24 protein-coding genes, 2 tRNA genes and 2 rRNA genes are annotated in these 24,891 nt (G+C 28.3%); 3 read left to right on the top strand and 25 right to left on the bottom strand.

What is annotated here, in order from left to right:
* Nucleotides 1-69 precede the first annotated feature (69 nt).
* From uvrA to ACTNAO_RS02285, 18 genes are all read right to left on the bottom strand, one after another.
* Entirely contained in the window at nucleotides 70-2,892 is a 2,823-nt protein-coding gene (gene uvrA / locus ACTNAO_RS02200; RefSeq protein ID WP_441027919.1) for an excinuclease ABC subunit UvrA, read from the bottom strand.
* 14 nt (nucleotides 2,893-2,906) lie between these two features.
* Nucleotides 2,907-4,913 carry an excinuclease ABC subunit UvrB gene (uvrB, locus tag ACTNAO_RS02205; RefSeq protein ID WP_441027920.1) on the bottom strand — a complete coding sequence of 669 codons (2,007 nt, stop codon included), beginning with the start codon at nucleotides 4,911-4,913 and terminating at the stop codon, nucleotides 2,907-2,909.
* A gap of 146 nt (nucleotides 4,914-5,059) precedes the next feature.
* Nucleotides 5,060-6,241 carry a signal protein PDZ gene (locus tag ACTNAO_RS02210; protein ID WP_441027921.1) on the bottom strand — a complete coding sequence of 394 codons (1,182 nt, stop codon included), beginning with the start codon at nucleotides 6,239-6,241 and terminating at the stop codon, nucleotides 5,060-5,062.
* Nucleotides 6,242-6,350: 109 nt separating this feature from the next.
* Complete coding sequence (locus tag ACTNAO_RS02215) at nucleotides 6,351-7,580, bottom strand: S41 family peptidase (RefSeq protein ID WP_441027922.1); 1,230 nt, start codon at nucleotides 7,578-7,580, stop codon at nucleotides 6,351-6,353.
* Between the two features lie 115 nt (nucleotides 7,581-7,695).
* Nucleotides 7,696-8,586 (bottom strand): permease-like cell division protein FtsX, encoded by an 891-nt coding sequence (gene ftsX / locus ACTNAO_RS02220; protein WP_441027943.1) that lies wholly within the window; start codon nucleotides 8,584-8,586, stop codon nucleotides 7,696-7,698.
* Complete coding sequence (gene ftsE / locus ACTNAO_RS02225) at nucleotides 8,576-9,262, bottom strand: cell division ATP-binding protein FtsE (protein WP_441027923.1); 687 nt, start codon at nucleotides 9,260-9,262, stop codon at nucleotides 8,576-8,578. The genes ftsX and ftsE overlap by 11 nt, the downstream gene beginning before the upstream one ends.
* A 104-nt stretch (nucleotides 9,263-9,366) precedes the next feature.
* Nucleotides 9,367-10,215: a YitT family protein gene (locus ACTNAO_RS02230; RefSeq protein WP_441027924.1), complete on the bottom strand. Its 849-nt coding sequence runs from the start codon at nucleotides 10,213-10,215 to the stop codon at nucleotides 9,367-9,369.
* A 153-nt stretch (nucleotides 10,216-10,368) separates the two neighbouring features.
* Nucleotides 10,369-11,313, bottom strand: a complete 945-nt coding sequence (locus ACTNAO_RS02235; RefSeq protein ID WP_441027925.1) for a transketolase family protein — start codon at nucleotides 11,311-11,313, stop codon at nucleotides 10,369-10,371.
* Nucleotides 11,313-12,137: a transketolase gene (locus ACTNAO_RS02240; protein ID WP_441027926.1), complete on the bottom strand. Its 825-nt coding sequence runs from the start codon at nucleotides 12,135-12,137 to the stop codon at nucleotides 11,313-11,315. Before ACTNAO_RS02240 ends, ACTNAO_RS02235 begins: the two co-directional genes overlap by 1 nt.
* A 243-nt stretch (nucleotides 12,138-12,380) precedes the next feature.
* A complete protein-coding gene (locus ACTNAO_RS02245; protein ID WP_441027927.1) occupies nucleotides 12,381-12,734 on the bottom strand; it encodes a type II toxin-antitoxin system PemK/MazF family toxin in 354 nt (117 codons plus the stop codon).
* Between the two features lie 8 nt (nucleotides 12,735-12,742).
* Complete coding sequence (locus ACTNAO_RS02250) at nucleotides 12,743-12,985, bottom strand: hypothetical protein (RefSeq protein WP_441027928.1); 243 nt, start codon at nucleotides 12,983-12,985, stop codon at nucleotides 12,743-12,745.
* Between the two features lie 238 nt (nucleotides 12,986-13,223).
* Nucleotides 13,224-13,826 (bottom strand): germination lipoprotein GerS-related protein, encoded by a 603-nt coding sequence (locus ACTNAO_RS02255; protein ID WP_441027929.1) that lies wholly within the window; start codon nucleotides 13,824-13,826, stop codon nucleotides 13,224-13,226.
* A gap of 81 nt (nucleotides 13,827-13,907) precedes the next feature.
* Nucleotides 13,908-15,410, bottom strand: a complete 1,503-nt coding sequence (locus ACTNAO_RS02260; RefSeq protein WP_441027930.1) for an NAD(P)H-hydrate dehydratase — start codon at nucleotides 15,408-15,410, stop codon at nucleotides 13,908-13,910.
* 1 nt (nucleotide 15,411) lies between these two features.
* Nucleotides 15,412-15,786: a holo-ACP synthase gene (acpS, locus tag ACTNAO_RS02265; RefSeq protein WP_441027931.1), complete on the bottom strand. Its 375-nt coding sequence runs from the start codon at nucleotides 15,784-15,786 to the stop codon at nucleotides 15,412-15,414.
* Between the two features lie 57 nt (nucleotides 15,787-15,843).
* Complete coding sequence (locus ACTNAO_RS02270; protein WP_441027932.1) at nucleotides 15,844-16,164, bottom strand: DUF6514 family protein; 321 nt, start codon at nucleotides 16,162-16,164, stop codon at nucleotides 15,844-15,846.
* Between the two features lie 394 nt (nucleotides 16,165-16,558).
* Nucleotides 16,559-16,900, bottom strand: coding sequence for a single-stranded DNA-binding protein (locus ACTNAO_RS02275; protein WP_441027933.1), 342 nt, complete (start codon nucleotides 16,898-16,900; stop codon nucleotides 16,559-16,561).
* Between the two features lie 71 nt (nucleotides 16,901-16,971).
* Nucleotides 16,972-17,817 (bottom strand): YihY/virulence factor BrkB family protein, encoded by an 846-nt coding sequence (locus ACTNAO_RS02280; protein WP_441027934.1) that lies wholly within the window; start codon nucleotides 17,815-17,817, stop codon nucleotides 16,972-16,974.
* Between the two features lie 109 nt (nucleotides 17,818-17,926).
* Complete coding sequence (locus tag ACTNAO_RS02285; RefSeq protein ID WP_441027935.1) at nucleotides 17,927-18,517, bottom strand: DUF1836 domain-containing protein; 591 nt, start codon at nucleotides 18,515-18,517, stop codon at nucleotides 17,927-17,929.
* Nucleotides 18,518-18,934: 417 nt separating this feature from the next.
* On the opposite strand from ACTNAO_RS02285, the gene ACTNAO_RS02290 reads away from it, so the two are divergent.
* A complete protein-coding gene (locus ACTNAO_RS02290) occupies nucleotides 18,935-19,180 on the top strand; it encodes an AbrB/MazE/SpoVT family DNA-binding domain-containing protein (protein ID WP_441027944.1) in 246 nt (81 codons plus the stop codon).
* An 80-nt stretch (nucleotides 19,181-19,260) separates the two neighbouring features.
* Here the strand turns inward: ACTNAO_RS02290 and rsmI are convergent, their stop codons facing one another.
* The 3 genes from rsmI to ACTNAO_RS02305 form a co-directional block, all read right to left on the bottom strand.
* A complete protein-coding gene (gene rsmI, locus ACTNAO_RS02295; RefSeq protein WP_441027936.1) occupies nucleotides 19,261-20,106 on the bottom strand; it encodes a 16S rRNA (cytidine(1402)-2'-O)-methyltransferase in 846 nt (281 codons plus the stop codon).
* A gap of 5 nt (nucleotides 20,107-20,111) precedes the next feature.
* Nucleotides 20,112-20,849 (bottom strand): tRNA1(Val) (adenine(37)-N6)-methyltransferase, encoded by a 738-nt coding sequence (locus tag ACTNAO_RS02300; protein WP_441027937.1) that lies wholly within the window; start codon nucleotides 20,847-20,849, stop codon nucleotides 20,112-20,114.
* Nucleotides 20,850-20,981: 132 nt separating this feature from the next.
* On the bottom strand, nucleotides 20,982-22,271 hold the full coding sequence (locus ACTNAO_RS02305) for a C40 family peptidase (protein WP_441027938.1): 1,290 nt from the start codon (nucleotides 22,269-22,271) through the stop codon (nucleotides 20,982-20,984).
* A 388-nt stretch (nucleotides 22,272-22,659) separates the two neighbouring features.
* On the opposite strand from ACTNAO_RS02305, the gene ACTNAO_RS02310 reads away from it, so the two are divergent.
* Nucleotides 22,660-22,735 (top strand) — tRNA-Pro (locus ACTNAO_RS02310).
* Between the two features lie 209 nt (nucleotides 22,736-22,944).
* The gene (locus ACTNAO_RS02315) at nucleotides 22,945-23,601 is read left to right on the top strand and encodes an HAD family hydrolase (RefSeq protein WP_441027939.1); all 657 of its coding nucleotides are present in this window, start codon (nucleotides 22,945-22,947) and stop codon (nucleotides 23,599-23,601) included.
* 47 nt (nucleotides 23,602-23,648) lie between these two features.
* Here ACTNAO_RS02315 and ACTNAO_RS02320 read toward each other — a convergent pair whose 3' ends face one another.
* The 4 genes from ACTNAO_RS02320 to ACTNAO_RS02335 form a co-directional block, all read right to left on the bottom strand.
* The gene (locus ACTNAO_RS02320) at nucleotides 23,649-24,395 is read right to left on the bottom strand and encodes a peptidylprolyl isomerase (RefSeq protein WP_441027940.1); all 747 of its coding nucleotides are present in this window, start codon (nucleotides 24,393-24,395) and stop codon (nucleotides 23,649-23,651) included.
* Between the two features lie 118 nt (nucleotides 24,396-24,513).
* Nucleotides 24,514-24,589 (bottom strand) — tRNA-Phe (locus tag ACTNAO_RS02325).
* Between the two features lie 5 nt (nucleotides 24,590-24,594).
* A 5S ribosomal RNA gene (rrf, locus tag ACTNAO_RS02330) occupies nucleotides 24,595-24,711 on the bottom strand.
* A gap of 71 nt (nucleotides 24,712-24,782) precedes the next feature.
* A 23S ribosomal RNA gene (locus ACTNAO_RS02335) occupies nucleotides 24,783-24,891 on the bottom strand; the annotation flags it as partial.

A 24,891-nucleotide genomic window follows, 5' to 3' on the forward strand; every position in this document is an offset into this window, starting at 1 on the left:
AAAATTCTTTCATTTCTATAATGATTATACAACAAAAGTAACATAAAGCGAAATTATTGTATATATATATTATATATATTTTTTAAGGTATTTTCCTGTGTATGACTCATTACACTCCATTATATCCTTAGGTGTGCCACATATTACTATATTTCCACCTTTGTCACCACCTTCAGGACCTAAATCAATAATATAATCTGCGCACTTTATCATATCTAAATTATGTTCTATAACTACAACAGTATTACCTGCATCTACAAGCCTTTGTAGTATTTTTATAAGCCTATTTACGTCATCTATATGGAGACCTGTTGTAGGTTCATCAAGAATATACAATGTTTTTCCTGTACTCATTTTTGATAACTCATAAGCAAGTTTTACTCTTTGTGCTTCACCACCTGACAATTGAGTAGATGGTTGCCCTAGCTTTATATACCCAAGTCCCACATCATATAATGTTTGAATTTTATTTTTTATCCTTGGCATATTTTCAAAAAACTTTAATGCCTCTGTAACAGTCATATTAAGTATGTCATATATATTTTTCCCCTTATATTTAACTTCTAAAGTTTCTCTATTATATCTTTTTCCTTTACATACTTCACAAGGAACATACACATCAGATAAGAACTGCATTGGGATTTTTATAATTCCATCACCGGAGCAAGCTTCACATCTGCCGCCTTTAACATTAAAAGAAAATCGTCCTGCACTATATCCCCTCATTTTTGCTTCGTTTGTTTGTGAAAATAATTCTCTTATAATATCAAATGTTCCAGTGTAAGTTGCAGGATTTGACCTTGGAGTTCTTCCAATAGGACTTTGATCTATATCTATTATTTTATCTATATTTTCATATCCTATAATATCTTTGTATTTGCCAGGTAAATTCTTGCTCTTGTTTATAATTTTATTTAAACCCTTATATAATATTTCATTTACTAAGGTACTTTTTCCAGAACCAGAAACACCAGTAACTATTGTTAATGTTCCTAATGGAAAAGAAACATTAATATTCTTTAAATTATTTTCTTTTGCACCTTTTACAGTTATTTTTTTGCCATTACCTTTTCTAATATTTTTAGGTATATCAATTTTTTTTGCACCTACAAGATATTGTCCTGTTATTGATTCTTTGCAGTTCATAATATCCTGAATTGTACCAGCCTTAATAACATTACCACCATGTTCTCCTGCTCCTGGTCCTATATCAACTATATAATCAGCAGCCTTCATAGTATCTTCATCATGTTCTACAACAATTACAGTATTTCCAACATCTCTTAAATGCTCTAGTGTTTTGATAAGTCTATCATTGTCTCTTTGATGAAGCCCTATACTTGGTTCATCTAATATGTATAAAACTCCCATTAGAGAAGATCCTATTTGAGTAGCAAGTCTTATTCTTTGTGCTTCACCACCAGAAAGAGTCCCTGAACTTCTAGATAAAGTTAAATAATCAAGACCAACATCTACAAGAAATTGCAATCTATTTTTTATTTCCTTTATTATTTGTGCACTAATTATCATATCTTTCTCTGAGAATTTTAAATTATTTATAAACTCAAGTTCATCTCTTATAGATAAATCAGTAAACTGGCTTATGTTAAGTTCATTTATTTTCACTGCCAAAGCTTCTGGTTTAAGCCTTGCCCCCTTACATTTAGGGCACTTATTGTCACTCATAAATTTTTCAATTTGATCTTTTATCATATTAGAATTTGTCTGATTGTATCTTCTTTCAAGAGAATTAATTTCACCTTCATATGCATAATTATATATTGATTTAACCCCATCCTTTACATATGTTACGGGAAGTTTTTTGCCACTTGTTCCATATAATAAAATATCTACAATTTCTTTTGGCAAATCTTTAATTGGTGTGTCTAATGAGAATTTATATTCTTTTATTAGTGACTGTAAAATGGCATAAGTCCAAGAATCACTTTTTAATCTTCCATCACCCCAACTTGCAATTGCACCTTCCATTATACTTAAGCTTTTATCAGGTATTATTAAATCAGGATCTATTTCATATAAAGTACCAAGCCCATCACAATACTCACATTTTCCAAATGGTGAATTAAAAGAAAACATTCTTGGTGCAAGTTCATCTATGCTAATATTACAATCTGGGCAAGATAATTTTTCACTAAATAATATATCCTTATCACCTATAATATTAACAATAACAAGACCATCTCCCATTTTTAATGATGTCTCTATAGAATCAGTAATTCTTCCTGTTATGCCTTCTTTTATGATTATTCTGTCTACTACAGCTTCAATATTGTGCTTTTTATTTTTATCTAATACAACATCTTCTTCAGATAAATCGTATATTTCTCCATCAATTCTTGCTCTTACAAATCCATTTTTCTTTATATCCTCCAGCAACTTTTGATGTTGGCCTTTTTTGCCTCTTACAATAGGCGCTAATATCTGAATTTTAGTTCTTTCTTTAAGCGAAAGTATTTTATCAACAATTTGATCCACTGACTGCTGAGTTATTCTCTTGCCACATTTAGGACAATATGGTGTTCCAACTCTTGCATATAGTAGTCTTAAATAATCATATATTTCTGTAATTGTTCCAACAGTAGAACGAGGATTTTTACTTGTTGTCTTTTGATCTATAGAAATTGCTGGTGATAAACCTTCTATTGATTCTACATTAGGTTTATCCATTTGACCTAAAAATTGTCTTGCATAAGCAGATAATGATTCAACATATCTTCTTTGTCCTTCTGCATATAATGTATCAAATGCAAGAGATGATTTCCCTGATCCTGAAAGTCCAGTAAATACAATAAGCTTATCTCTTGGTATTTCAAGACTTACATTTTTAAGATTATTAACCTTTGCACCTTTAATAATTATCTTATCTATCATTCTATTCTCCTTTATTAATTACGCATTTCTTCAATTAAATCTCTAAGTTCAGCTGCTCTTTCAAATTGCAGATTCTTAGCAGCTTCTTTCATTTCTTTAGTATATTTCTTTATTAGTTTTTCTCTTTCTTGTAAAGTTAATTCTTCATTTGGTAATTCTTCATCTATAACATCTTTATCTTTAATTTCTTTTGTAGCTTCTATTACATCTCTTACTTCCTTAAAGATAGTTTTTGGAGTTATATTGTGAGCTTTATTATACTCATCTTGAATTTTTCTTCTTCTCTTAGTTTCTTTTATTGCCCTATCCATAGAACCTGTAATTGTGTCAGCATACATTATTACCTTACTTTCTGCATTTCTAGCAGCTCTTCCTATTGTTTGAACTAATGATGTTTCAGACCTTAAAAATCCCTCTTTATCCGCATCTAATATAGCAACTAATGCTACTTCTGGTATATCTAATCCTTCTCTTAATAAATTTATTCCTACTAAAACATCATATTTTCCAAGCCTTAAATCCCTTATTATTTCCATTCTTTCAATAGTTTTTACATCTGAATGCATGTAGGTAGTCTTAACCCCGAGATCAATAAGGTATTTTGTAAGATCCTCTGCCATTTTCTTTGTTAGAGTTGTTATTAAAATTCTAAAGCCTTTCTTTATTGTTTCTTGTATTCTTTCATATAAATCATCAATTTGCCCCTTAACAGGTCTAATTTCTATTTCAGGATCTAAAAGTCCTGTTGGTCTTATTATTTGTTCTACAACCTCACTTGAATTATCTAGTTCATATTGTGATGGTGTAGCACTTACAAATACAACTTGATTAATCTTTTTTTCAAACTCAGGAAATTTTAAAGGCCTATTATCAAAAGCTGATGGCAACCTAAATCCATAATCTACTAATGTATTTTTTCTAGAACGATCGCCTGCATACATAGCCCTTACCTGTGGAAGTGTAACATGACTTTCATCAATAAACATAAGAAAATCTTCTGGAAAGTAATCAAGAAGAGTTTTAGGTGGTGTTCCGGCATCTCTTCCATCAAAAATTCTAGAATAATTTTCTATTCCGCTACAATAACCCATTTCTCTTATCATTTCAATGTCATAATTAGTTCTTTGCCTAAGTCTTTGTGCTTCTAAAAGCTTATCTTGGGAATTCAATTCATTTATTCTAGCCTCTAGTTCCTCTTCTATTACACCAATTGATCTATCAATTGTTTCTTTTGAAGTTGCAAAATGAGATGCTGGAGTAATAGCTACATGCTCTCTTTCACCTATTATATTTCCAGTAAGTACATCGAATTCTCTTATTCTATCTATTTCATCTCCAAAAAATTCTATTCTAATTCCACTAGTTGATGATGAAGCAGGAATAATATCTAAAGAATCTCCTCTAACTCTGAAAGTACCTCTTTGAAAATCAATATCATTTCTTTCGTATTGTATCTCAATAAGTCTTTTTATTATTTCACTTGGTTCTTTTACCATACCAGGTCTTAAACTTATTGTTAATTTTTTATACTCATCAGGATTACCCAAACCATATATACATGAAACTGATGCAACTATTATTACATCTCGTCTTTCAAATAAAGCAGAAGTAGCTGAATGCCTTAATTTATCAATTTCATCATTTATAGATGCATCTTTTTCAATAAAAGTATCCGTTTGAGGTACATAAGCTTCTGGTTGATAATAATCATAATAAGAAACAAAATATTCTACTATATTTTCTGGAAAAAATTCTTTAAATTCAGAACATAATTGAGCAGCTAATGTTTTATTATGAGCAAGAATTATTGTTGGTCTTTGTTCTCTTTCGATAATATTTGCCATAGTAAATGTTTTTCCAGAACCAGTAACTCCAAGAAGTGTTTGTCCTCTATTTCCTTTATCTAATGATTTAACTAAAGATTCAATGGCTTGTGGCTGATCTCCAGTAGCCTTAAACTTTGAATGTATTTTAAATTCAGGCACTTTATTCACTCTCCTTGCTTTAATTTTTACAAACATATGTTTGTATACATTTTACTTTTTTTAACTACCATAGTCAAGAAAGTTTTGTGTAAAATATATTAAAGCACCTTAAATGTTATTATATTATAGTATACTTCAATTTTAATAGCTTATACTTAATATAAAATTTAAGATGCCCCTTTTTACTTCTTATTTTTTACTTTTTTTAATATATTTGAAAATGCATCCTGCTCTTGACCAACTGCAATGGTTCTAGATACATCAACCTTTTTAGGAACAATTAATATCCCCATTCTATCTTTTGAATTTTGTTCTATCTTAATAGTTTTTTCTACCCCTTTGTCAGAAATAATTTTTATTAAACTACCACCTATTTTTAAAGCTTTATATATTTCTTTTTCAGATTCTATATTTTCTCCATTTATAGATAAAACCTTATCTCCACTTCTAAATCCAAATTCATAGGATCTTGAATATTTTACAACCTCAAGTATTGAATATCCTTCATTATCACTAACAAATTTAGGTTGCTTTTTGCTTTCTAATATATTTTGTATTCTCAACATAACTTCATGACATAATGGAGTTAAAATAACAACTATTATTTTCCAAACAACTCCCAATCTAGCAATTTGAGAAATCATTAATAAAACAATACCAAATAAGAAAATGCATAATGCAGACATTCTAGATTTTTGTTCTTTTTTCTTAGTAAATGTTACACTTGAATATCCAATAACTCCCCATAATGGCAGCGATACAATTGCCATTGTATTAAAAATCTCATTATTAGTTGCACTAGTGATAATAGGCCACCATCCTGGAGTACTTATATTTTCTGTACCACCAATTTGAGTTGAGTTAATTGTATATGCTATAAAGATAGCAATAGGCACTATCCAATTTCTTTTTAAGGCAAAGCCTCCAATTATTGTGCCATTTTTATCCGAAAATACAGGTATAGCTGATCTGTGGCCATCAATTACTACAAGAAGTGCCTCTACTATATGAAGAATAGCCACAAAACTCATAAGCATAGTTATATCAATATTAAATATTTTGCTATCTGCTGCCATATCTTTGCTAAATGCACTAACTAATATACTAATAAATCCTAATATTGCTGCAGAATATGAAAAGCATATATATCTTGGTTTTATAAACATAAGTATAATTGATATTACAAATAAAATTTGTATATAAGATGTTTCTTCAAAAACTACTCCTGCAAGAGTTAATAGTATACTTGCAAGTATCCCTCCAAATATTCCTATAACAATTTGTGATAATGTTAAATCTAATGCTGATTGTGATGATTCTCCAATTATCATATTATTCATAAAAACTATTTTCTTATTCTTCAAATAACACACAATCCCTACCACTACTAATATTATTAAATAGTATGGCTCCGTTAAAACATATGCAAGGGATTTAATGGTATTATAAATTAATTGCAAATTATATCAACCCCTATTTTATCTTTTGATTTATAACTTCAAGTGCTTTCAAAAATTGTGGATCCTTATTTTTATCGTATGGATTCATTGATGCTTCTTCCTTTGTAAGTTTAACTTCGTAATCAGGAGCAATTCCTATTTTGTGAATGTTATCTCCATTTGGAGTATAATATTTTGATACTGTTACTTTTAATGCTCCATCACCACTTTTTAATTCAAATGGAAGTTGTACTATACCCTTTCCAAATGTTGTAGTTCCAACTGTTTCGGCTATATTATAATCTTTTAGTGCCCCTGTAACAACTTCTGAAGCACTAGCTGTATACCCATCGGTTAATATAACTATTGGCATATCCTCTTCAATACCACCCTTAGAACTTAAAACTGTTTTTTTATCTTTTTTATCTATTGTATACGTAATTGTATCTCCCTTAGGTATAAATTGTGATGCAATATTTACTGCCTCTTTTAAGTAACCACCACCATTACTTCTTAAATCAAAAATAAGTCCCTTCATTCCCTTGTCTTTAAATTCTTGAAGTTTATTTAAGAAATCCTTAGAAACATTTTCATCAAATGTTGATAATCTAATATATCCAACATTATCACTTACCATTTCACCTGATACTGATGATGTTTTTATTTGTTCCCTTGTCACATCAAAATCAATAGGTTCATTATTCCTTAAAACTGTCACCTTAACTGAAGTCTTATCTGTTCCTTTTATCATTGAAACTGCTTTGTCACTATCACCTGCAATTTCTTCATCATCAACATATGCTATAATATCACCTGCCTGAATTCCAACCTTTTCAGCTGGACTACCTTCTATTACAGAAGATACTACAACCTTTTCATCTTGTACAGACATATATACTCCAATCCCTTTAAATTCACCAGAATTAGATTCCATATATTTATCAAATTCATCTGTTGTCATGTAAACAGTATATGGGTCATTTAACGCATTAGTCATTCCCTTTATTGCACCATCAATCATCGCCTCTTCATCCATATCACCATCATATAAATTTTCTAGCTGTTCTTTCACTTTAAACAAAGTACTAAATTTTGAAACTTCATCAGAATATTTTCCTATTGTAACTAATTCACCAGCCCTGTATCCAAAGCCATAAGCTGATGCTAAATTTCCAAGTCCAAATGCACCTACTAAAGCTACTAAAATTCCTGTATATAAAATGCACCTTTTAAATATTTTTCTATTATTAGTTTTTTCTTTCATATTTACATACACCTATTGCCTTTCATAGAATTTATTATAAAGGATTTACTTAAATATAAAACTTAGGTGGAGTCATTAACTCCACCTAAAATTCAAACTTGTTATTAAGATAATACTATACCTTTAAGAATTTTCTTAATGCTCCATAACTAGCAATACCACCTACAACTATACCTCCAAGTAAGAACTGCCAAAGCATTGTAGTGTATACATATGATATACTTACTATTTGAGCAATTAGCATCTTAGATGTAACTATTGTTATAAGATATTTATATAATCCGAAAATAGCCAAAATAGAGAATAAGGCTCCAAAAAATCCTATTACCATTCCCTCAATTATAAATGGCCATCTAATAAACCAATCAGTAGCCCCTACAAATTTCATAATTCCAACTTCTCTTCTTCTAGAATAAACAGTAAGCTTTGTTGTGTTCATAATTAAGAATATTGATACTGCAACTAATATAACAAATAAAAATGTACCAATATATCTTATTCCCTTAATAAATGCTGAAATTGAACTTACTAAATCTTGTTGATTTTCAACGCTCTCTACTCCATCCATATCTTTTACTGCAGAAATTATATCCTCTATCTGAGAAGTATCTTCTATTTTAGCTACAAAAGAGGCTGGGAAAGGATTTGTTTCAAGAGTATATCCTTGAAGCATTCCTTCATTATCTTTAGTACTTTCTTTAAAGTTATTATATGCTTCTTCCTTTGATACATAATTTACGTCTTTAACTCCATCTTGTTCTGCAAGTTTTACTTGAATTTCTTTTTGATTATCTAATGATATATCGTCATCTAAATATACTGATATTTCAATTTTATCTTCTACACCACTTATAGCCAATTTAGCATTTTGAGCTATAAGGGTAAATGCACCTAGCACTACAAATGTTATAAAAACAGTAATTACTGATGCAATACTTATAGTTTTGTTTCTTTTTAAGCTTCTAAAAGCATCTGATATAAAATAACTAATTGTATTAATTTTCATCTTTGTAAGTACCTCTCTTCTCATCTCTGACAATTTCTCCGCCTTCGATAGCTATAACTCTTTTTTTCATACTATCAACAATGTCCTTAGCGTGAGTTGCCATTAATATAGTAGTTCCAGCCTTATTTATATCGTCTAATAATCCCATTATTTCTTTTGCTGTTTCTGGATCTAAATTTCCTGTAGGTTCATCAGCAATTAATACTGTTGGATTATTTACAATAGCTCTTGCAAGAGACACTCTCTGTTGTTCTCCTCCTGACAATTCATTAGGGAACATTTTATACTTATGAGATAGTCCTACTAATGATAAAACCATTGGAACTCTTCTTCTTATATCTTTAGGTGATGCTTCTACAACTTTCATTGCAAATGCAACATTTTCATATACATTTAAATCTGATATTAATTTAAAATCTTGAAACACCATACCAATCTTTCTTCTGTAATATGGTATCTCTTTTCTAGATAAATTATTTAATTTAGTTTTTCCTACTGTAATTTCTCCACTAGTAGGTTCAACTTCTTTTAATAACATTCTTATAAAAGTGGACTTTCCTGATCCTGAAGGTCCAACCAAAAATACAAATTCACCTGTTTCAATATTTATATTTACATTTGAAAGTGCTTTAACATTGTTTTCATACATCTTCGAAACATTTTTAAAGTTTATCATCACATACACTCCTTACCAATAGTAGGATTTGTCATTCCTACCTACCATACATTCTTTATTATAACATATGTAGCTATAAGATTTGAAAATTTTTTTAAAAAATTCTATTCTAATTTTTTAAATCCCTCTCCTATTATTTCATGCGATTCTCTCACTGTTATAAAAGCTTTTGAATCTACACTCTTTATATATAATTTTAATTTTATAAATTCATTTCTTCCAAGTATTGCATATATTATTTTGAAATCTTTATCTGTATATGCACCTTTGCCTTGTAAATAAGTACATCCTCTTTGTAACTCATTCATTATGTAATAGCTTATTTCAGCATTTTTTTCACTAATAATAAATACATCTTTGCAGGAATTAAATCCATCTATAAATTTATCTATCAATATACCAAGTATAAAAATACTTAATAATGCATACATTCCAATATTTAACCCAAATCTTATTATGCATAATACTGTTATAAACATATCTACAATAAGTAATGACATTCCTAAATTTATATGTATATATTTGTTCAAAATTTTTGCAATTATATCAGTCCCCCCAGTAGATGAATTATTATTAAAAACTAAAGCTATTCCAAATGCAGATATTACTGTTCCAAATATAGTAGCAAGCATTAAATCATCTGTTATAGCAAAAGGTTCAAAAAAGCTTTCAATGATCCATATTACTACAGAAAAACCAATACCAGTAATTATTGATTTTAATCCAAATTCCTTTCCTAATATTATATATCCAATTGTAAATATTATAATATTTAAAACAAGGGATATTACACCTATTCCAAAATTAGGCATATAACTATTTAGTACTATTGCAAGGCCTGATATACCACCAGCTGCAATATTATTGGGTGCATAAAAATACTCTACGCCAATAGCTGTAATAATAACTCCAATAATAATAAATATACTTTCCTTAAATGTATCTTTACTCATTTACAATCCAGCCTTTCCTAAAATGTCTATTTGCTATTATTCTTATTTTGTTATTCATTAATAAAAATATACATACTTTAATAATTTAACTAAAAAGGGGCATGCCTAAAAAGGCATCCCCTATTTTCTATTAATTAGTTATATTATCAACTACTATTTTTTTAACTTTAATGCATCCTTTACCTTGCTTACAATATCATTAGCAGTTAAACCATAAGCTTTTAATAAGTCAGCAGGTTTACCACTTTCACCAAATACGTCATTTATTCCTACTTTTAACACTGCTACTGGCATTTCTTCACAAACAACTTCTGAAACTGTGCTACCAAGACCACCTATTATACTGTGCTCTTCTGCTGTTACAATTACTCCTGTTTCTTTAGCAGCCTTTAGAATGATTTCTTTATCAATTGGTTTTAATGTATGAATATTAATAACTCTAGCATTTATACCTTCTTTTTTTAGAATATCTTTAGCTTCAAGAGCTGCTTGAACCATTATTCCTGTTGCAATTATAGTTACATCATCACCATCTGATAATTGTATTCCCTTTCCAATTTCAAATTTATAATCTGCATTTACATTTACTGTATCTACAGCCATTCTTCCAAGTCTTACATAGCAAGGCCCTTGCATATTTGCTACAGCATTTATAGCAGCTATAGTTTCCACATCATCTGAAGGATTAATTACTGTCATGTTAGGTATGCTTCTCATTAATGATAAATCTTCTACAGATTGGTGAGTAGCTCCATCTTCACCAACTGTTAATCCTGCATGAGTAGCACAAATTTTAACATTTAATTTTGGATAACATATTGAATTTCTTATTTGTTCAAATGCTCTTCCAGCTGCAAACATTGCAAATGAACTTACAAATGGTATTTTACCACAAGTAGACATACCAGCAGCCACACCCATCATGTTAGCTTCTGCAATTCCCATATCAAAGAATCTTTCTGGTGCAACTTTTTGAAATTCAGCTGTCTTAGTTGATTTAGATAAGTCTGCATCTAAAACTACAACATCTTTATTATTTTTTGCAAGTTCTACTAAAGCCTTTCCATAAGCTTCTCTAGTCGCCATCTTATTTCCCATTATTCATTGCCTCCTAATTCTTTAATTGCTATATCACGTTGTTCTTTACTTGGTGCTGTTCCATGCCATGAAGCTTCATTTTCCATAAATGAAACACCTTTTCCCTTTACAGTTTTACATACAACTGCAGTTGGTTTACCTTTGAAGTTTTTAGCCTTTTCAATAGCATCTAATATTTCATCATAATTATGTCCATCAATAACTAACACATTCCATCCAAATGCTTCAAATTTTTTGTCTATTGGAGTTGGATTCATTACCTTTGTAATATCACCATCTATTTGTAATCCATTAAAATCTATAAAAATTGTCAAATTATCTAATTTATAATGAGCTCCAGCCATAGCAGCTTCCCATACTTGACCTTCTTCTAATTCACCATCACCTAATATTGCATATACTCTATAATTCTTTTTATCCGTTTTTCCTGCTAACGCCATTCCTACTGCAGCTGATATACCCTGTCCTAATGATCCTGTTGACATATCAATTCCAGGAACATCATTCATGTTAGGATGTCCTTGTAATTTTGAATGTATTTTTCTTAATGTCATTAATTCTTTAGGATCAAAAAATCCTCTTCTTGCAAGAGCACTATATAATACTGGTGCAGCATGACCTTTTGATAAAACGAATCTATCTCTATCTGGATTCTTAGGATCTTTTGGATCAATATTTAATTCATTAAAAAATAATGTTGTTACTATATCAGCAGCTGATAAAGAACCACCTGGATGTCCTGACGCTGATTCAGTTAACATTTCTACAATGTCTTTTCTTATTTGGCTAGAAATTTTCATTAACTCTTCCTTACTTTTTTTCATATCTTTCCTCCTAGATAATATAACATATAGATTTAATTATAGTCTTCTTAAACTTGTAATTCCATTTTATCATACTTTTTATTCTTTGTACTATATAACTATTGGTATTTATGTCTACTTTTTAATGTAAACATTTTTAGAAGTATATACTTTTTGTAAATGTGATATACTTTTATTGCATAAGAATACGCTATTTATAAAAATAAGCCTACAATATTTTTTAACATTGTAGGCTTCAATACTCTATACTAAGCTCAAACTAATCAATAAAGCTTTATTTACTTTTTTCATATCACTTTCTGTCATATGTCCAATTCTTTCTTTAAGTCTTCTTTTATCTAATGTCCTTATTTGCTCTAACAAAACAACAGAATCTCTATTCAATCCATATTCTTCAGAAGATATTTCTACATGAGTTGGTAATTTTGCTTTATTTATCTGAGATGTTATTGCCGCAACAATTACTGTTGGGCTATATTTATTTCCAATATCATTTTGCATTATAATAACCGGCCTAATTCCCCCTTGTTCTGAACCAATAACCGGACTTAAATCCGCATAAAAGATATCGCCTCTTTTTACCACCATAGTCGTCATTTGACAAATCACTCTCCGCTAAGCCATGTTTCATAATTACTAATATCAAGAATTTCACTTTCTCTTGCAAGTTGCAAATTTATTTCAGCCATTTCTATATAACCTTTTTTCATTTTTTCGAAGAAATTTTTTTCATAAAAATCCCTATTATTTTTCCCCTCGTTATATTCTATTAAATTATCGCAATTTAATTTACAATTTTTTTCATTCAATGAATTATTTTTTGATATATTATTATTTAATGATGACATAACTATCTCCTCCAAAGTAAAAAGAGTTTTAATTAAAGCTAATCTTTATTAAATTATATTTCAAGTAGTGTCACCATGTCAAAGGCAAAAAATAATATTTTACAAATTATTTATTTTTGTGAACATTTGTAAAAAAATACTTGTTATATTTTCTTTTATGCTATGTATCTTGCATTAAAAGTGTATAAATAATTAATTTCGGCTTTATTTTATCTTTTATTAATGTTATATTATATAACTATTTTATATATTTAAAACTTTTATAAACAATAATAGCTCTCTCTCTATTCTCATAATCATATACTTTCATTACAACAGGAATTTTATCTTTTTTATTAATATATAAGCAAATATTATTTACATTCCTGTTAGTATTATTTACACAATACTTCAAAACTAAATATTCTTTTTCTCCCCATTCGTCTCTTTCTTCTGTTATGCTTTTTAAATCAGCTACAGAATCTTCGTCACTAGAGTTCATAACTTTATTAACAATTGCTAATGAATATACAATATCATTATTATAATTAGTATTATATTGATAGTTATTATAATTAATAGTTATTGTACCATCATCATTATAATTTTTTTCTATATTGTTTTTAAATTGTATTCTCGTATTTATCCCCTTAGTATAATTTATCGTAGCTTCCTCTGTATAATTATTCTTAGCATTAATTATTGTATATTCAACATCAGTTACATAACCATTAGTATTCTTAATACTTCTTATTATCTCTTCATTACTAGGGAAAAGCTTATATCTTAATATTAGTATTAAAACAATTGACACCACGGGTATACTAATTAAAATTATTATCACTTTTCTAACTTTCTTCATATTACCTCCAAAGCTATAGTAGTATTTATTTTACTAATACTACTATTACTTTAAAGATAATTTTATTCTAAATTATATAACTCAATCGGAAATTATGTCTTTCATAACCTTAGGAATATATTCTATTAAATCTGTGGCTTTTACAGAATACTTATTTTTGCCACTTATTTCTCCTGCAAGTCCATGAATATAACATCCTAAAATTGCACTATCATATAAATTTATACTTTGTCCAACAAGAGATGCAATTATACCTGTTAATGTATCTCCCATGCCTCCAGATGCCATTTTACTGTTTCCAGTTCTATTAATAACAGCACTAGTTCCATCTGATATGACAGTATTATGCCCCTTCAAAACTGTAATTATTGATTTTTTCTTAGAATACTTAGAACAATATTCAATAGAATTTTTCTCAATATCACTAATATCTATATGAGCAAGTCTCGAAAATTCGCCAAAGTGTGGAGTAATTATACATCTATTTTCTAAATACTTGAACAAATAATTTTTATTACTTAATATATTTATTGCATCAGCATCTAAAACAATGCTACATTTGCTATCTACTATGCATCTTTCAAGCATATTTATGCTTTCTTGACTTTGGGATAATCCTGGTCCACAAGCTATAACATCAGCGTTTTTTATAAGTTTTTTTATTTTATTTTCTTCCTTATAGTTTACAGTCATTACCTCTACCAATTTATTAGATAGAATTTCTTGAATAGTATCTGGAACTAATAGTGTAACAAGTCCAGATCCTGTTGCCACTGCTGACATACTTGACAAATATGCTGCACCTGTCAACCCTAAACTTCCTGCTAGCACAAGAACCCTTCCATAATTTCCTTTATGGCCATATGCACTCCTAACAGGCAATTTATTTCTATATTCTTTTTTATCTAACACATAGATACCATCATTATGTAATTTTTTCACTATATTTGGTATTCCAATACCTACAACCCTTATAATACCTAGATATCTATCTGCATCTTTTTTTAAAAAACCCTTTTTATAATTTTCTATAGTTAAAGTCATATATGCCTTGATGCTAATTCCTTCAGGTTGTCCTGTATCACCGTTTAGTCCTGAAGGAATATCAACAGAAATTATTTTTCCGTTACAATTATTTATCTTATCTATAACCTCATATCTAAAATCATTAATGGTTCGATTTAATCCTGCCCCAAAAATACAGTCTAATATTATATCATCATCTTTAATTAATTCGAAAATTTCACTTTTTATATCTTTTTGTTCTTTAATAAAAATAATATCATTAGTTAATTTTTGTATGATGTTAAAATTTGCAGTAAACTCTTCTGTTCTTTTTAACCCACTACCTACAATATATATTTTTACATTTTTATTATCAGCTAAAAGTTTTCTTGCTACAGCTAAACCATCACCACCATTATTTCCTTCACCACAAAAAATGTGAAAATTACCTCTCATATGTTTTATGTTTGTAAATATTTCATGAGCAGCAGCTTCCATTAGCACAATACTAGGTATTTGAAACTCATTAATAGCGCATTTATCAATGATTTTAGCAGTAGCAACAGATACAACTTCCATTTTATTTACCCCCTTCCAAAATTGCAAAAGCTATAGCTTCATCACTTGTATGAGATATGCTTATATGAATAGCATAATTTTTCAAATCAAATTTTTCTAAAATCTTATCACTCAAACAAGCTATTGGTTTTCCTAATTTATTATGACTAATTTCTATATCTCTTAAACCAAATCCCCTAAATCCTGTACCTAAAGCTTTTGAAATTGCTTCCTTTGCTGCAAAAGTTCCTGCTATGGTTTCATAATTATCTTTTTTCAAATCAAAATACTCTATTTCATTTTTTGTAAATGCTTTTTCTTTAAAAGACTGTGTATTAATAATTGCTTTCTTTATTCTTACTATTTGTACGATATCTGTACCAATACCACTTATCATATTTATCACCTGCAATATATAATTTTTATATACTTATATATTACCATAATAAATAGTTTATCCTGCTATTTTATCTAATTTGCAAAAATCATTAACACAATTATCTACATATTCACCAGCAATATCAACAAGATGTATTGGTGAAACTTGTCCCTTATATAAAGTTTCTAATAATACCTTTACTTTATCTTTTATAGGTGATATATACTTTATGCTATCTTCATATACATCTATAACCTTATTGTCTTTTATATATTCTCTTGAAACAGATATTCCATATGCTGAATTCCCCCTATAATCCGTTTCAATAATTTTGTACATATACCTAGTATCCATTCCATTAATTTCTTTTTTAAATTCTAAACTCTCTAATAACATTTTTATACCTTCTCCTCCCAGTTGTTAATCATTTATTAACAACGTGTAAATTTTAACATTGTTTTGTTTTAAAAAATGTCACATTATGTTCATAATTTCATTTTTTTTCTTTTAAATAGTGACAAAATAAACTATAGTAATTAATTAACTAAAAAAAAAGGAAACGATATTTGCAGTATAAAATACTTTTTTGAACATTTTTTCTATAAATATTAGTTTGTTTTGTAGAATAATATCTATATATTGATAAAAGTTTTTTTTCTTATATTTTTTGTGTACGTTTTCTTCCTAATAGAAATGTTATTTTAAAAAATTCAGTTATTTGAATCTTTGATTTATTGATAAAAAAAGACAAATTAACTATTTAAATTAATTTGTCTTTTCAACATAAAATTTATGATGCAGTAGAGTTTTTACTTGATGTACTTATAAATCTGAATTCTTCTAAAACTACATTAGTACTATACTTTTTATTACCCTCTTTGTCTAAGTAATTATTAACACTCAATCTACCACTTAATGTTATACAATCACCCTTTTTTAAATACTTACATATAACCTCAGCTTGTTTAGACCATGCAACTATAGGGATAAAATCTACATCAGAATTAGATTCACTTGATTTATACCTTCTATCCACAGCTATATCAAATTTCACATAACTAGTACCTGTACTTTCTGTCTTTTTTAATTCTGGATCCCTTGTTATTCTACCAAGTAAAATTATTTTATTCATAATTTTTCACCTCTCATTAAATATCCATTAATGAGTATTACCAACTAGCTCATATTTATTCAAGCTACAAATTAATTTTTAGTAGAATTTTTCATAATTACAGAATTAATCTCTACTCCAAACAGAAAAATAATGGCAGTTAAAAAAAGCCATATCATAAGTACAAAAACAGTCGCCAAACTACCATAAAATCTAGAATAATTAGCGAAATTATTTATATAAAATGCAAACATGTATGAAACTGCAACCCAACCTATGGAACTTACAATAGCACCAGGTAATACATCTCTCCACCTAAGTTTAAGTGATACTGTATATTTGTACATACTTGCAAATACAAAAATCAATATAACAATACTTAATCCATTACGTAATACATCCCAAATAATCAATACTATATGTTTAAAAGGTAATACAGAAATTAGGTACTTGCCTATTATATCACCAAATACTAATAGCAAAAGTGCTCCTAATATTGTCAATCCTAAAACTAGAGTCCATATGTATGCACTTATAGTGATTGTGATAAATGACTTTTGTTCTTTTACATCTACATCATATGCTTTATTTATAACCTTTATTACGGCTCTAAATCCAGACGATGAAGTCCATATTGCAAGAATAATTGAAAACCATAACAATCCTTGACTTTGAGAATCCAACACTTCTTTTACGATACTACTAGTTAATTCCCACACACTTTGTGGTAAAATACTCTGAAGTCCATTAATAGCCGCATTAGAATCTATATTTGTAAAACTTATTAAGTTAGTAAGAAAAATAATAAATGGGAAAAATGACAATGCTAAATAGTAGGCTAATTGTGATGCCAATGCAAAAATATCATCGTTATTAACTTTAACTAATAAATGAACTAACATATCCATCTTGGTTAAATTTGTATTTTTTTTCTTCATTTTTTCACCATTATCCTTATAAATGTTTTACAATATAATATTATACTGTATTATTTTATAAGATAGCACAAATACTATTATGTTTTATAATAGTATTTTTATATGTATATTATTTAGCTTCGTATTCTCTTGCTATCTTCTTTACTAATTTTTTAATAACACTTGCTTGAGCTACTAATGAAATAACTAATATAAACACTCTTATTCTATCTTGATCTTTTTCATCAAGATTTAATCCCTTAATCATCTCATTTAATTTTTCTTCATCTCCAATAGGATTACCTAAAAATGAATCATAACTTTGCTTTTGAATATCAGCAAACAATTTATATGCAGTTTCCCAAGAAATAATATCATCTTCTCTGTCATTTATTTCATTAAATGCTAAGCTAAATACTTTTTTAATTTCATCTGTTGTAAGTATAGGTCTCATATAACTTAAAAGCACAAGCTGAACTAAATGTAGTTTAGTATATCCTCTTTTTTTTCCATCCTCAGGCTTAGATATAACTGAACTTTTTATATAATTTTGAACTATATTATTAGTATATTTATCCTCGGTGAATTTATCATTCAAAAAGTCAATGACTTGTGATAAAAACAAATCGTACTGTGGCAAATCTTCATATAAGACCATATTATTTTCTGACATATCTCTTACTAATTTCTTTATGTAATTGATATCAAAATGTTCCTCCATATTTTATCACCTTCATTTTTTATTCTTTTATTATATTATATAGTACGAAAAAACTTATTACAAGTTACATTGATAATCTTAGCATGAATTTAATACCATTCGACACTCTTTAACTATTAAGGTAAATATTAAAATCTTTTGTTGCTTTTTGTATATTTTTTGTACATTGTAAATTTATAATTAATAAATATCCATATGTACATATATATAGAACTTTGTACATTATTTTTTAACAAAAAAATAATTATAAACTATTGACATTAGTAATATATGGTAGTATATTTTATATATAAGCTAATTTTTTAAAAAAACTTATACTTTTTTTAATTTTTTGCATTTTTATGTTGACTTTATATTACAATTTTGGTAGCATAGCAATGTAACATGTCGAAAGATGTAAAACAAGGAGGAACAATTATGAAATCAACAGGTGTAGTAAGAAGAGTAGACGAACTAGGAAGAATAGTAATTCCTATCGAACTAAGAAGAACTTTAGACATAGCAGAAAAAGATGCTTTAGAAATCTATGTAGATGGTGAACAAATCATATTAAAGAAATATGAACCAGCATGTATTTTCTGCGGTGACGCAAGGGATATTATTAACTACAAAGGAAAGAACATCTGTAAAAATTGCTTAGCTGAAATGAAAGCAAGCGAATAATACATATAAAAATCCCCCAAATTTTTAATGTATTAAAATTAGGAGCTACAATTAATAAATTGTAGCTCTTTTTATCTAAATTATAATTCTAATGAATGTTTATATACATCTTTTTTACTAAGTCCTCTTTCTTTACATACTATTTTAATTGCATCTTTTTTACTATTTCCTTCAGAAATAACTTTTCTTAAATGATCTTCTATAGATAAATAATTCCACATATTTTCTTTTTCCTGTCTAATTTCTTCTTGGGTTTTCCCAGAAATTACAATCACAATTTCTCCCTTAACCCCATTTTCCTTGAAGTAATTAATAACATGTAAAATATCACCTCTAACTATTTGTTCATGTAGTTTTGTTAATTCTCTACATACAGCTATTTTTCTATTACCTAAATTCTCATAAAGTAGAGAAAGTGTACTAATAAGCCTATAGGGAGATTCATATATTATTATACTATCTTGCACATTTTTTATATCCTCAATTAATTGATTTCTCTCTTTTGAATCTCTAGAAATAAACCCTCTAAAAAGAAATCTTGTAGTATCTAATCCTGAATAAACCAAAGCTGTAGTAATTGCAGTTGCTCCTGGCAATACTTCAAATGAAATATTTTCTTCAATGCACTTTTTCACAATTACAGCCCCCGGATCTGAAATTCCAGGCGTACCAGCATCAGTTACAAGTGCTACACGACTGCCCTCTTTAATTTTTGCAATAATATCACAGCTTTTCCCTTGTTCATTATATTTATGATAACTTACCAGTGGCTTCCTTATCTCAAAATGATTTAATAATTTTAATGTTTGTCTTGTATCTTCTGCTGCAATAATATCACATTCTCTCAAAACTTCAAGGGCTCTAAGGGTAATATCCTTAAGATTTCCTATGGGTGTTGGAACTAAATATAATTTGCCATTAGCCATCCTTATCACTTCCTACCGTATATTGTATTTATTTCATCACTATAATTTCCATATTCATCATAAACATAAATAGGCTTTTCCCATTTTAAAAATGTTCCACCATCACGCTGTCCCTCAATCAAAACAATATTGGGGGCTTTTTCTATACTAGGCTGAACCATTTGTATTCTTTTAGGTTCTATTTTATACTGTCTCATTAATGTAAGAATATCAACTAATCTATCTGGCCTGTGAACCATAAACATCCTTCCATTATCTTTTAACAAAATTCTAGCTGCAGATATAACATTTTCTAATTTGCACTTTATTTCATGACGTGCAATAGCTAAATTGTCTTCTGGGTTTACAATTCCAGAATTACTTAACTTGTATGGCGGATTTACAGTTAACACATCAAATCTACCAAGTTCTTTAATTTTATCAATATCTCTTAAATCCATATTAATAAAGCTAATTTTATCTTCTAAGCCATTATATTTTGAACTTCTATTAGCCATTTCAACCATTTCTTCTTGTATTTCTAACCCAATAATTTTTTTAGGATTATATTTTCCCATAAGTAAAAATGGTATAATACCAGTTCCAGTACATAAGTCAATTACTTCAAATTTTCTTTTTACATTTGCAAAATATGATAATAAAACAGCATCTATTCCAAACTTAAATCCATCTCTTTTTTGTATAATTTTTAAATTATTAAGTTGTAAATCATCTATAGATTCATCATCATATACTAAATTCATAAAAATCTCCAATCTACTTTTATAATAAAATCAAATAATATTATACCTTAATACTATTATAATAACAAACTATCATATAAAAAAAGAACTACCAACATATTGATAGCTCTTTTTAGTATGTTCTTAATATTCTTAATTAAATATTCTTCTTGCAGTATAAAATCTATATACTGGTGCAACTTTTACAACATCACCAGTTTGTGGTGCATGAATCATCATACCTCCACCAACATATATTCCAACATGTCCAGTATGTGGGAATACTAAATCACCTGGTTGTAATTCACTTTGAGATACTGTTCTTCCTGAATTAAGTTGATCATAGGTAGTTCTTCCAATTTCTATTCCAGCTGCTACTCTGTAAACGTATGATGTAAATCCAGAGCAATCAAATGTATTTGGTCCAGAAGCTCCGTATACATATTGTTTTCCTAAATGTTTATAAGCTTCATTAAGTAATGCTTGTACACTGCCTGATCCTGTAACACCTACACTACTAGTATCTCCTCTATTAGCACTGCTAACTGCAGCACTATTTGATGAAGATTGTTGTCTCTCATTTGCAGCAGCTTGTCTTGCTGCTTCTTCTGCATCTTTAGTAGCTTTTAAAGTCTTACCAGCTTCTATTGCTGTATTAATTTCATTAACTACTGTAGGACTCTTTATTTGATTATCTCTTAAAGATCTTAATTGTGATATAGCATTAGCAAGTTCTGTTGCTGTACTATTTTGATTATTACATACTGCAATAGGACCTGAAACTATCTTTCTTTCTTCTTCTGATAAATATAATTTATCAAATTGATTTTGCTCTTCTTTAGCCTGTGTAAGCAAATCTTCTTGTTCTTTCTTCTTAGATGATTTCTCTGCTGTTTTGTTATTTATATCTTCATTTAAAGCAACGATTTCATCTTGCTTTGATTGTAATTCATCAACCTTATTGTCTAACTCTTCCTTAGTACTAACTACCTCTTTAACTACCTTTTGATCTAAGCTAACTATTTTTGAAGCTGAATTTATTCTGCTAATTAAATCACTAACACTATCTGCAGAAAAAATAATAGATAAATAACTAGTTTGTCCACCAGATTTATAAACTTCTCTTAGTCTTTGACCTAATACACCTTCTTTATCAGAAATTTCTTCTTTAACTAGGTCTATTTCATTATTTGTATCACTTATTTGATCATTTAAGTCATTAATCTTAGATTTATTATCTTCCATTTGACTAACTAAGTTACTTATATCATTGTCCAAATTTTGAACTTTTTCATTTATATCTTCAACTTTTTTCTTTAATTCCTCATATTGTGTTCTTGCTTGTTCAACGCTAGTTGGCTCCGCCTTAGCACTTATTGCAGGTAATAATGACGTTGTAACAAATAACGTACCCGCTAATGCTGCAATTAATCTTTTTTTCATTAAAAATGGTCTATACTGACCATCCCTCCTTTCAATTTGTTATTTTTTCTCTAGTTCTCGTACCTTTAATTTTAATCATTTATTCCTTATGTATCAAATACAATATAAATTATAACATTATATTAATAATTAATCAAAGTTTTATTAATGTATGTATTGGTTTTCAATAAGTATTAACAAGTTTTTATCTTCATATAAATCCATTATGCTCTATTTTTCTTTAATATTCTACGTTTATATTCTTAATTTTTAATTGTATTTTATGTTTTTTAGTTTACAATGTTAAAATTTTGTACATTATTGATTTTATAGTTTTTTTTTACATTTGATATTTTGGTTTAAATTTTGTTTGACATAATAATTCAAAAAATATATAATGTAAATGTTGCGGGGTGTGGCGCAGATGGTAGCGCGCATGGTTTGGGACCATGAGGTCGCAGGTTCGAGACCTGTCACCCCGACCATTTTTACAAAAAGATAGGTTTTATAACCTATCTTTTTTGTGTATGTTATTTTCTTTTCCAGCTGCTTTGCAAAGTGCTATGCAAATTACAATACTAATTATATAAAAAAAACAAAATAATATTTTCATTTCTTATCACATCCTAAAAGTATTCCTATTTACTATAGTATTTGCTTAATACTTAAATTATATGATAATAAGGAGATGTTTATGATAAATAAAATTAAAGGTGTAATTTTCGATTTAGATGGTACTTTAATAGATTCCATGTGGATATGGGAGCAGATAGATATTGATTATTTCAATAAATTAAATATACCTATGCCAAAGGACCTTAAAGATAAAATAAACCATTTAAGCTTTAAAGATACTGCAATATATTTCAAAAATACTTTTAATATTCCTGATTCTATTGATGAAATTTGTGAAGAATGGAATAATCGCGCTCTATTTTATTATTCAAATAAAGTTGCACTAAAGCAAGGAGTATTAAAATTATTGAAATTTCTAAAATCTAGGAATATAAAAATAGCCCTTGCAACAAGTAATTCTGAAATTCTTCTAAAAGCATCATTAACACACACAAAAATCATAGATTATTTTGATGTAATTTCCACAACTAGTGAAGTAAATAATGGGAAAAACAAGCCTGATATTTATTTATTAACAGCAAAAAAATTATCTTTAGATCCAAAAAATTGCTTAGTATTCGAAGACATATATGAGGCTATTATAGGTGCAAAATCTGCAGGAATGACTGTTTGTGCTATATATGATAAATATTCAGATTATAATAAAGATAAAATTACTAAATTGTCAGATTTTTATATAAAAGATTTCACTGAAATTATTCCAAAAATAGTATAAAAAAAGACCATTGTTTTTGCAATGGTCTTTTTTAATTAGTTATATTGTTACATTCTTTCAACTTTATGTTTACTTTCAAGTTCTTTCAATACTTCATTATATTTTTTTATTTGTGCTTGTTGATTTAATTGTTTTAAAATTGCATCCTTAACTTCATCATATTCTTTTACCTTAGAATCATTTTTTGCATCTACAACTATTAAATGATATCCAAATTGTGTTTTTACAGGTTCACTAACTACATTAAGTTCAGAGTTAAATGCTGCTTCTTCAAATTCTGGAACCATCATACCTTTTCCAAATACTCCTAAGTTTCCGCCTTGATCCTTTGATGGACAAGAAGAATATTTTTTTGCTGCTTCTTCAAATGATATTTTATTAGTATCAATTTCTTCTTTTATTTCTTTTGCTTTTTCTTCTGAATCAACTAAAATATGTTTTGCAGAAACTGTTGGTTGTTCTTTAAACATATCTTTATTGTCATTGTAATATTTTTCTGCATCATTCTCTGTAATTGTAACTTCTGATAAAACTTTATTCATAGTCATACGAATTAATAAATCCTTCGCATAATTTTCCATCTCAGTTTTAAACTCTTCTGTTTTGTTTAATTCAATTTCTTCTCCCAATTTATTCATTAATTCAAAACCTATTGTTTGTTCTAATAATGCTTTTTTTCCTTCTTCAGTAGAAAAATATCCTCTCTTATCTTCTGGATATCTATTTATTATATCGTTTAAATCCTTTTCTGTAATTTCAAATTCGTCTATTTTAGCTAAAACCTTATTTTCCATAATCATACTCCTTTTTATTTATTCTTTATAATTCTATCAAGATATTTATAATATAACAATATAAATATATACATTTAGATAAAAAAAAATTGTTTCTAAAACACTAGAAACAATTTCTTGGTGGCTCGAACTGGAATCGAACCAGTGACACGAGGATTTTCAGTCCTCTGCTCTACCGACTGAGCTATCGAGCCATATTACCTGGCAACGTCCTACCCTCCCACACAGTCCCCCATGCAGTACTATCGGCGCTATAGAGCTTAACTGTCCTGTTCGGAATGGAAAGGAGTGTTTCCTCTACGCCATAATCACCAGATTTATCAATGCTTTGCATTGTTGAAAGATTGTTCTTTCAAAATTGCACATATACTTGCCTTCTTTGTTTATTTGGTCAAGCCCTCGACCTATTAGTATCAGTCAGCTTAATATGTTACCACACTTACACCTCTGACCTATCAACCTTGTAGTCTTCAAGGGGTCTTACTAGCTTATGCTA

It is taken from the genome of Clostridium sp. HCP1S3_C6 (genome assembly GCF_052066735.1).
GTDB lineage: Bacteria > Bacillota > Clostridia > Clostridiales > Clostridiaceae > Clostridium.

What these genes read in the sequence shown, in the direction of transcription:
- rsmI (WP_441027936.1), bottom strand. Translation starts at nt 20,106, where the DNA reads ATGGCTAATGGCAAATTATATTTAGTTCCAACACCCATAGGAAATCTT.
- ACTNAO_RS02215 (WP_441027922.1), bottom strand. Translation starts at nt 7,580, where the DNA reads ATGAAAGAAAAAACTAATAATAGAAAAATATTTAAAAGGTGCATTTTA.
- uvrB (WP_441027920.1), bottom strand. Translation starts at nt 4,913, where the DNA reads ATGTTTGTAAAAATTAAAGCAAGGAGAGTGAATAAAGTGCCTGAATTT.
- ACTNAO_RS02300 (WP_441027937.1), bottom strand. Translation starts at nt 20,849, where the DNA reads ATGAATTTAGTATATGATGATGAATCTATAGATGATTTACAACTTAAT.
- ftsE (WP_441027923.1), bottom strand. Translation starts at nt 9,262, where the DNA reads ATGATAAACTTTAAAAATGTTTCGAAGATGTATGAAAACAATGTTAAA.
- ACTNAO_RS02255 (WP_441027929.1), bottom strand. Translation starts at nt 13,826, where the DNA reads ATGAAGAAAGTTAGAAAAGTGATAATAATTTTAATTAGTATACCCGTG.
- ACTNAO_RS02285 (WP_441027935.1), bottom strand. Translation starts at nt 18,517, where the DNA reads ATGGAGGAACATTTTGATATCAATTACATAAAGAAATTAGTAAGAGAT.
- ACTNAO_RS02235 (WP_441027925.1), bottom strand. Translation starts at nt 11,313, where the DNA reads ATGGGAAATAAGATGGCGACTAGAGAAGCTTATGGAAAGGCTTTAGTA.
- acpS (WP_441027931.1), bottom strand. Translation starts at nt 15,786, where the DNA reads ATGATAAGTGGTATTGGTACAGATATCGTACAAATAGTAAGAATAAAG.
- ACTNAO_RS02315 (WP_441027939.1), top strand. Translation starts at nt 22,945, where the DNA reads ATGATAAATAAAATTAAAGGTGTAATTTTCGATTTAGATGGTACTTTA.
- ACTNAO_RS02230 (WP_441027924.1), bottom strand. Translation starts at nt 10,215, where the DNA reads ATGAGTAAAGATACATTTAAGGAAAGTATATTTATTATTATTGGAGTT.
- ACTNAO_RS02245 (WP_441027927.1), bottom strand. Translation starts at nt 12,734, where the DNA reads ATGACGACTATGGTGGTAAAAAGAGGCGATATCTTTTATGCGGATTTA.
- ACTNAO_RS02280 (WP_441027934.1), bottom strand. Translation starts at nt 17,817, where the DNA reads ATGAAGAAAAAAAATACAAATTTAACCAAGATGGATATGTTAGTTCAT.
- ACTNAO_RS02305 (WP_441027938.1), bottom strand. Translation starts at nt 22,271, where the DNA reads ATGAAAAAAAGATTAATTGCAGCATTAGCGGGTACGTTATTTGTTACA.
- ACTNAO_RS02240 (WP_441027926.1), bottom strand. Translation starts at nt 12,137, where the DNA reads ATGAAAAAAAGTAAGGAAGAGTTAATGAAAATTTCTAGCCAAATAAGA.
- ACTNAO_RS02320 (WP_441027940.1), bottom strand. Translation starts at nt 24,395, where the DNA reads ATGGAAAATAAGGTTTTAGCTAAAATAGACGAATTTGAAATTACAGAA.
- ACTNAO_RS02250 (WP_441027928.1), bottom strand. Translation starts at nt 12,985, where the DNA reads ATGTCATCATTAAATAATAATATATCAAAAAATAATTCATTGAATGAA.
- uvrA (WP_441027919.1), bottom strand. Translation starts at nt 2,892, where the DNA reads ATGATAGATAAGATAATTATTAAAGGTGCAAAGGTTAATAATCTTAAA.
- ACTNAO_RS02260 (WP_441027930.1), bottom strand. Translation starts at nt 15,410, where the DNA reads ATGGAAGTTGTATCTGTTGCTACTGCTAAAATCATTGATAAATGCGCT.
- ACTNAO_RS02270 (WP_441027932.1), bottom strand. Translation starts at nt 16,164, where the DNA reads ATGTTATTAGAGAGTTTAGAATTTAAAAAAGAAATTAATGGAATGGAT.
- ACTNAO_RS02275 (WP_441027933.1), bottom strand. Translation starts at nt 16,900, where the DNA reads ATGAATAAAATAATTTTACTTGGTAGAATAACAAGGGATCCAGAATTA.
- ftsX (WP_441027943.1), bottom strand. Translation starts at nt 8,586, where the DNA reads ATGAAAATTAATACAATTAGTTATTTTATATCAGATGCTTTTAGAAGC.
- ACTNAO_RS02290 (WP_441027944.1), top strand. Translation starts at nt 18,935, where the DNA reads ATGAAATCAACAGGTGTAGTAAGAAGAGTAGACGAACTAGGAAGAATA.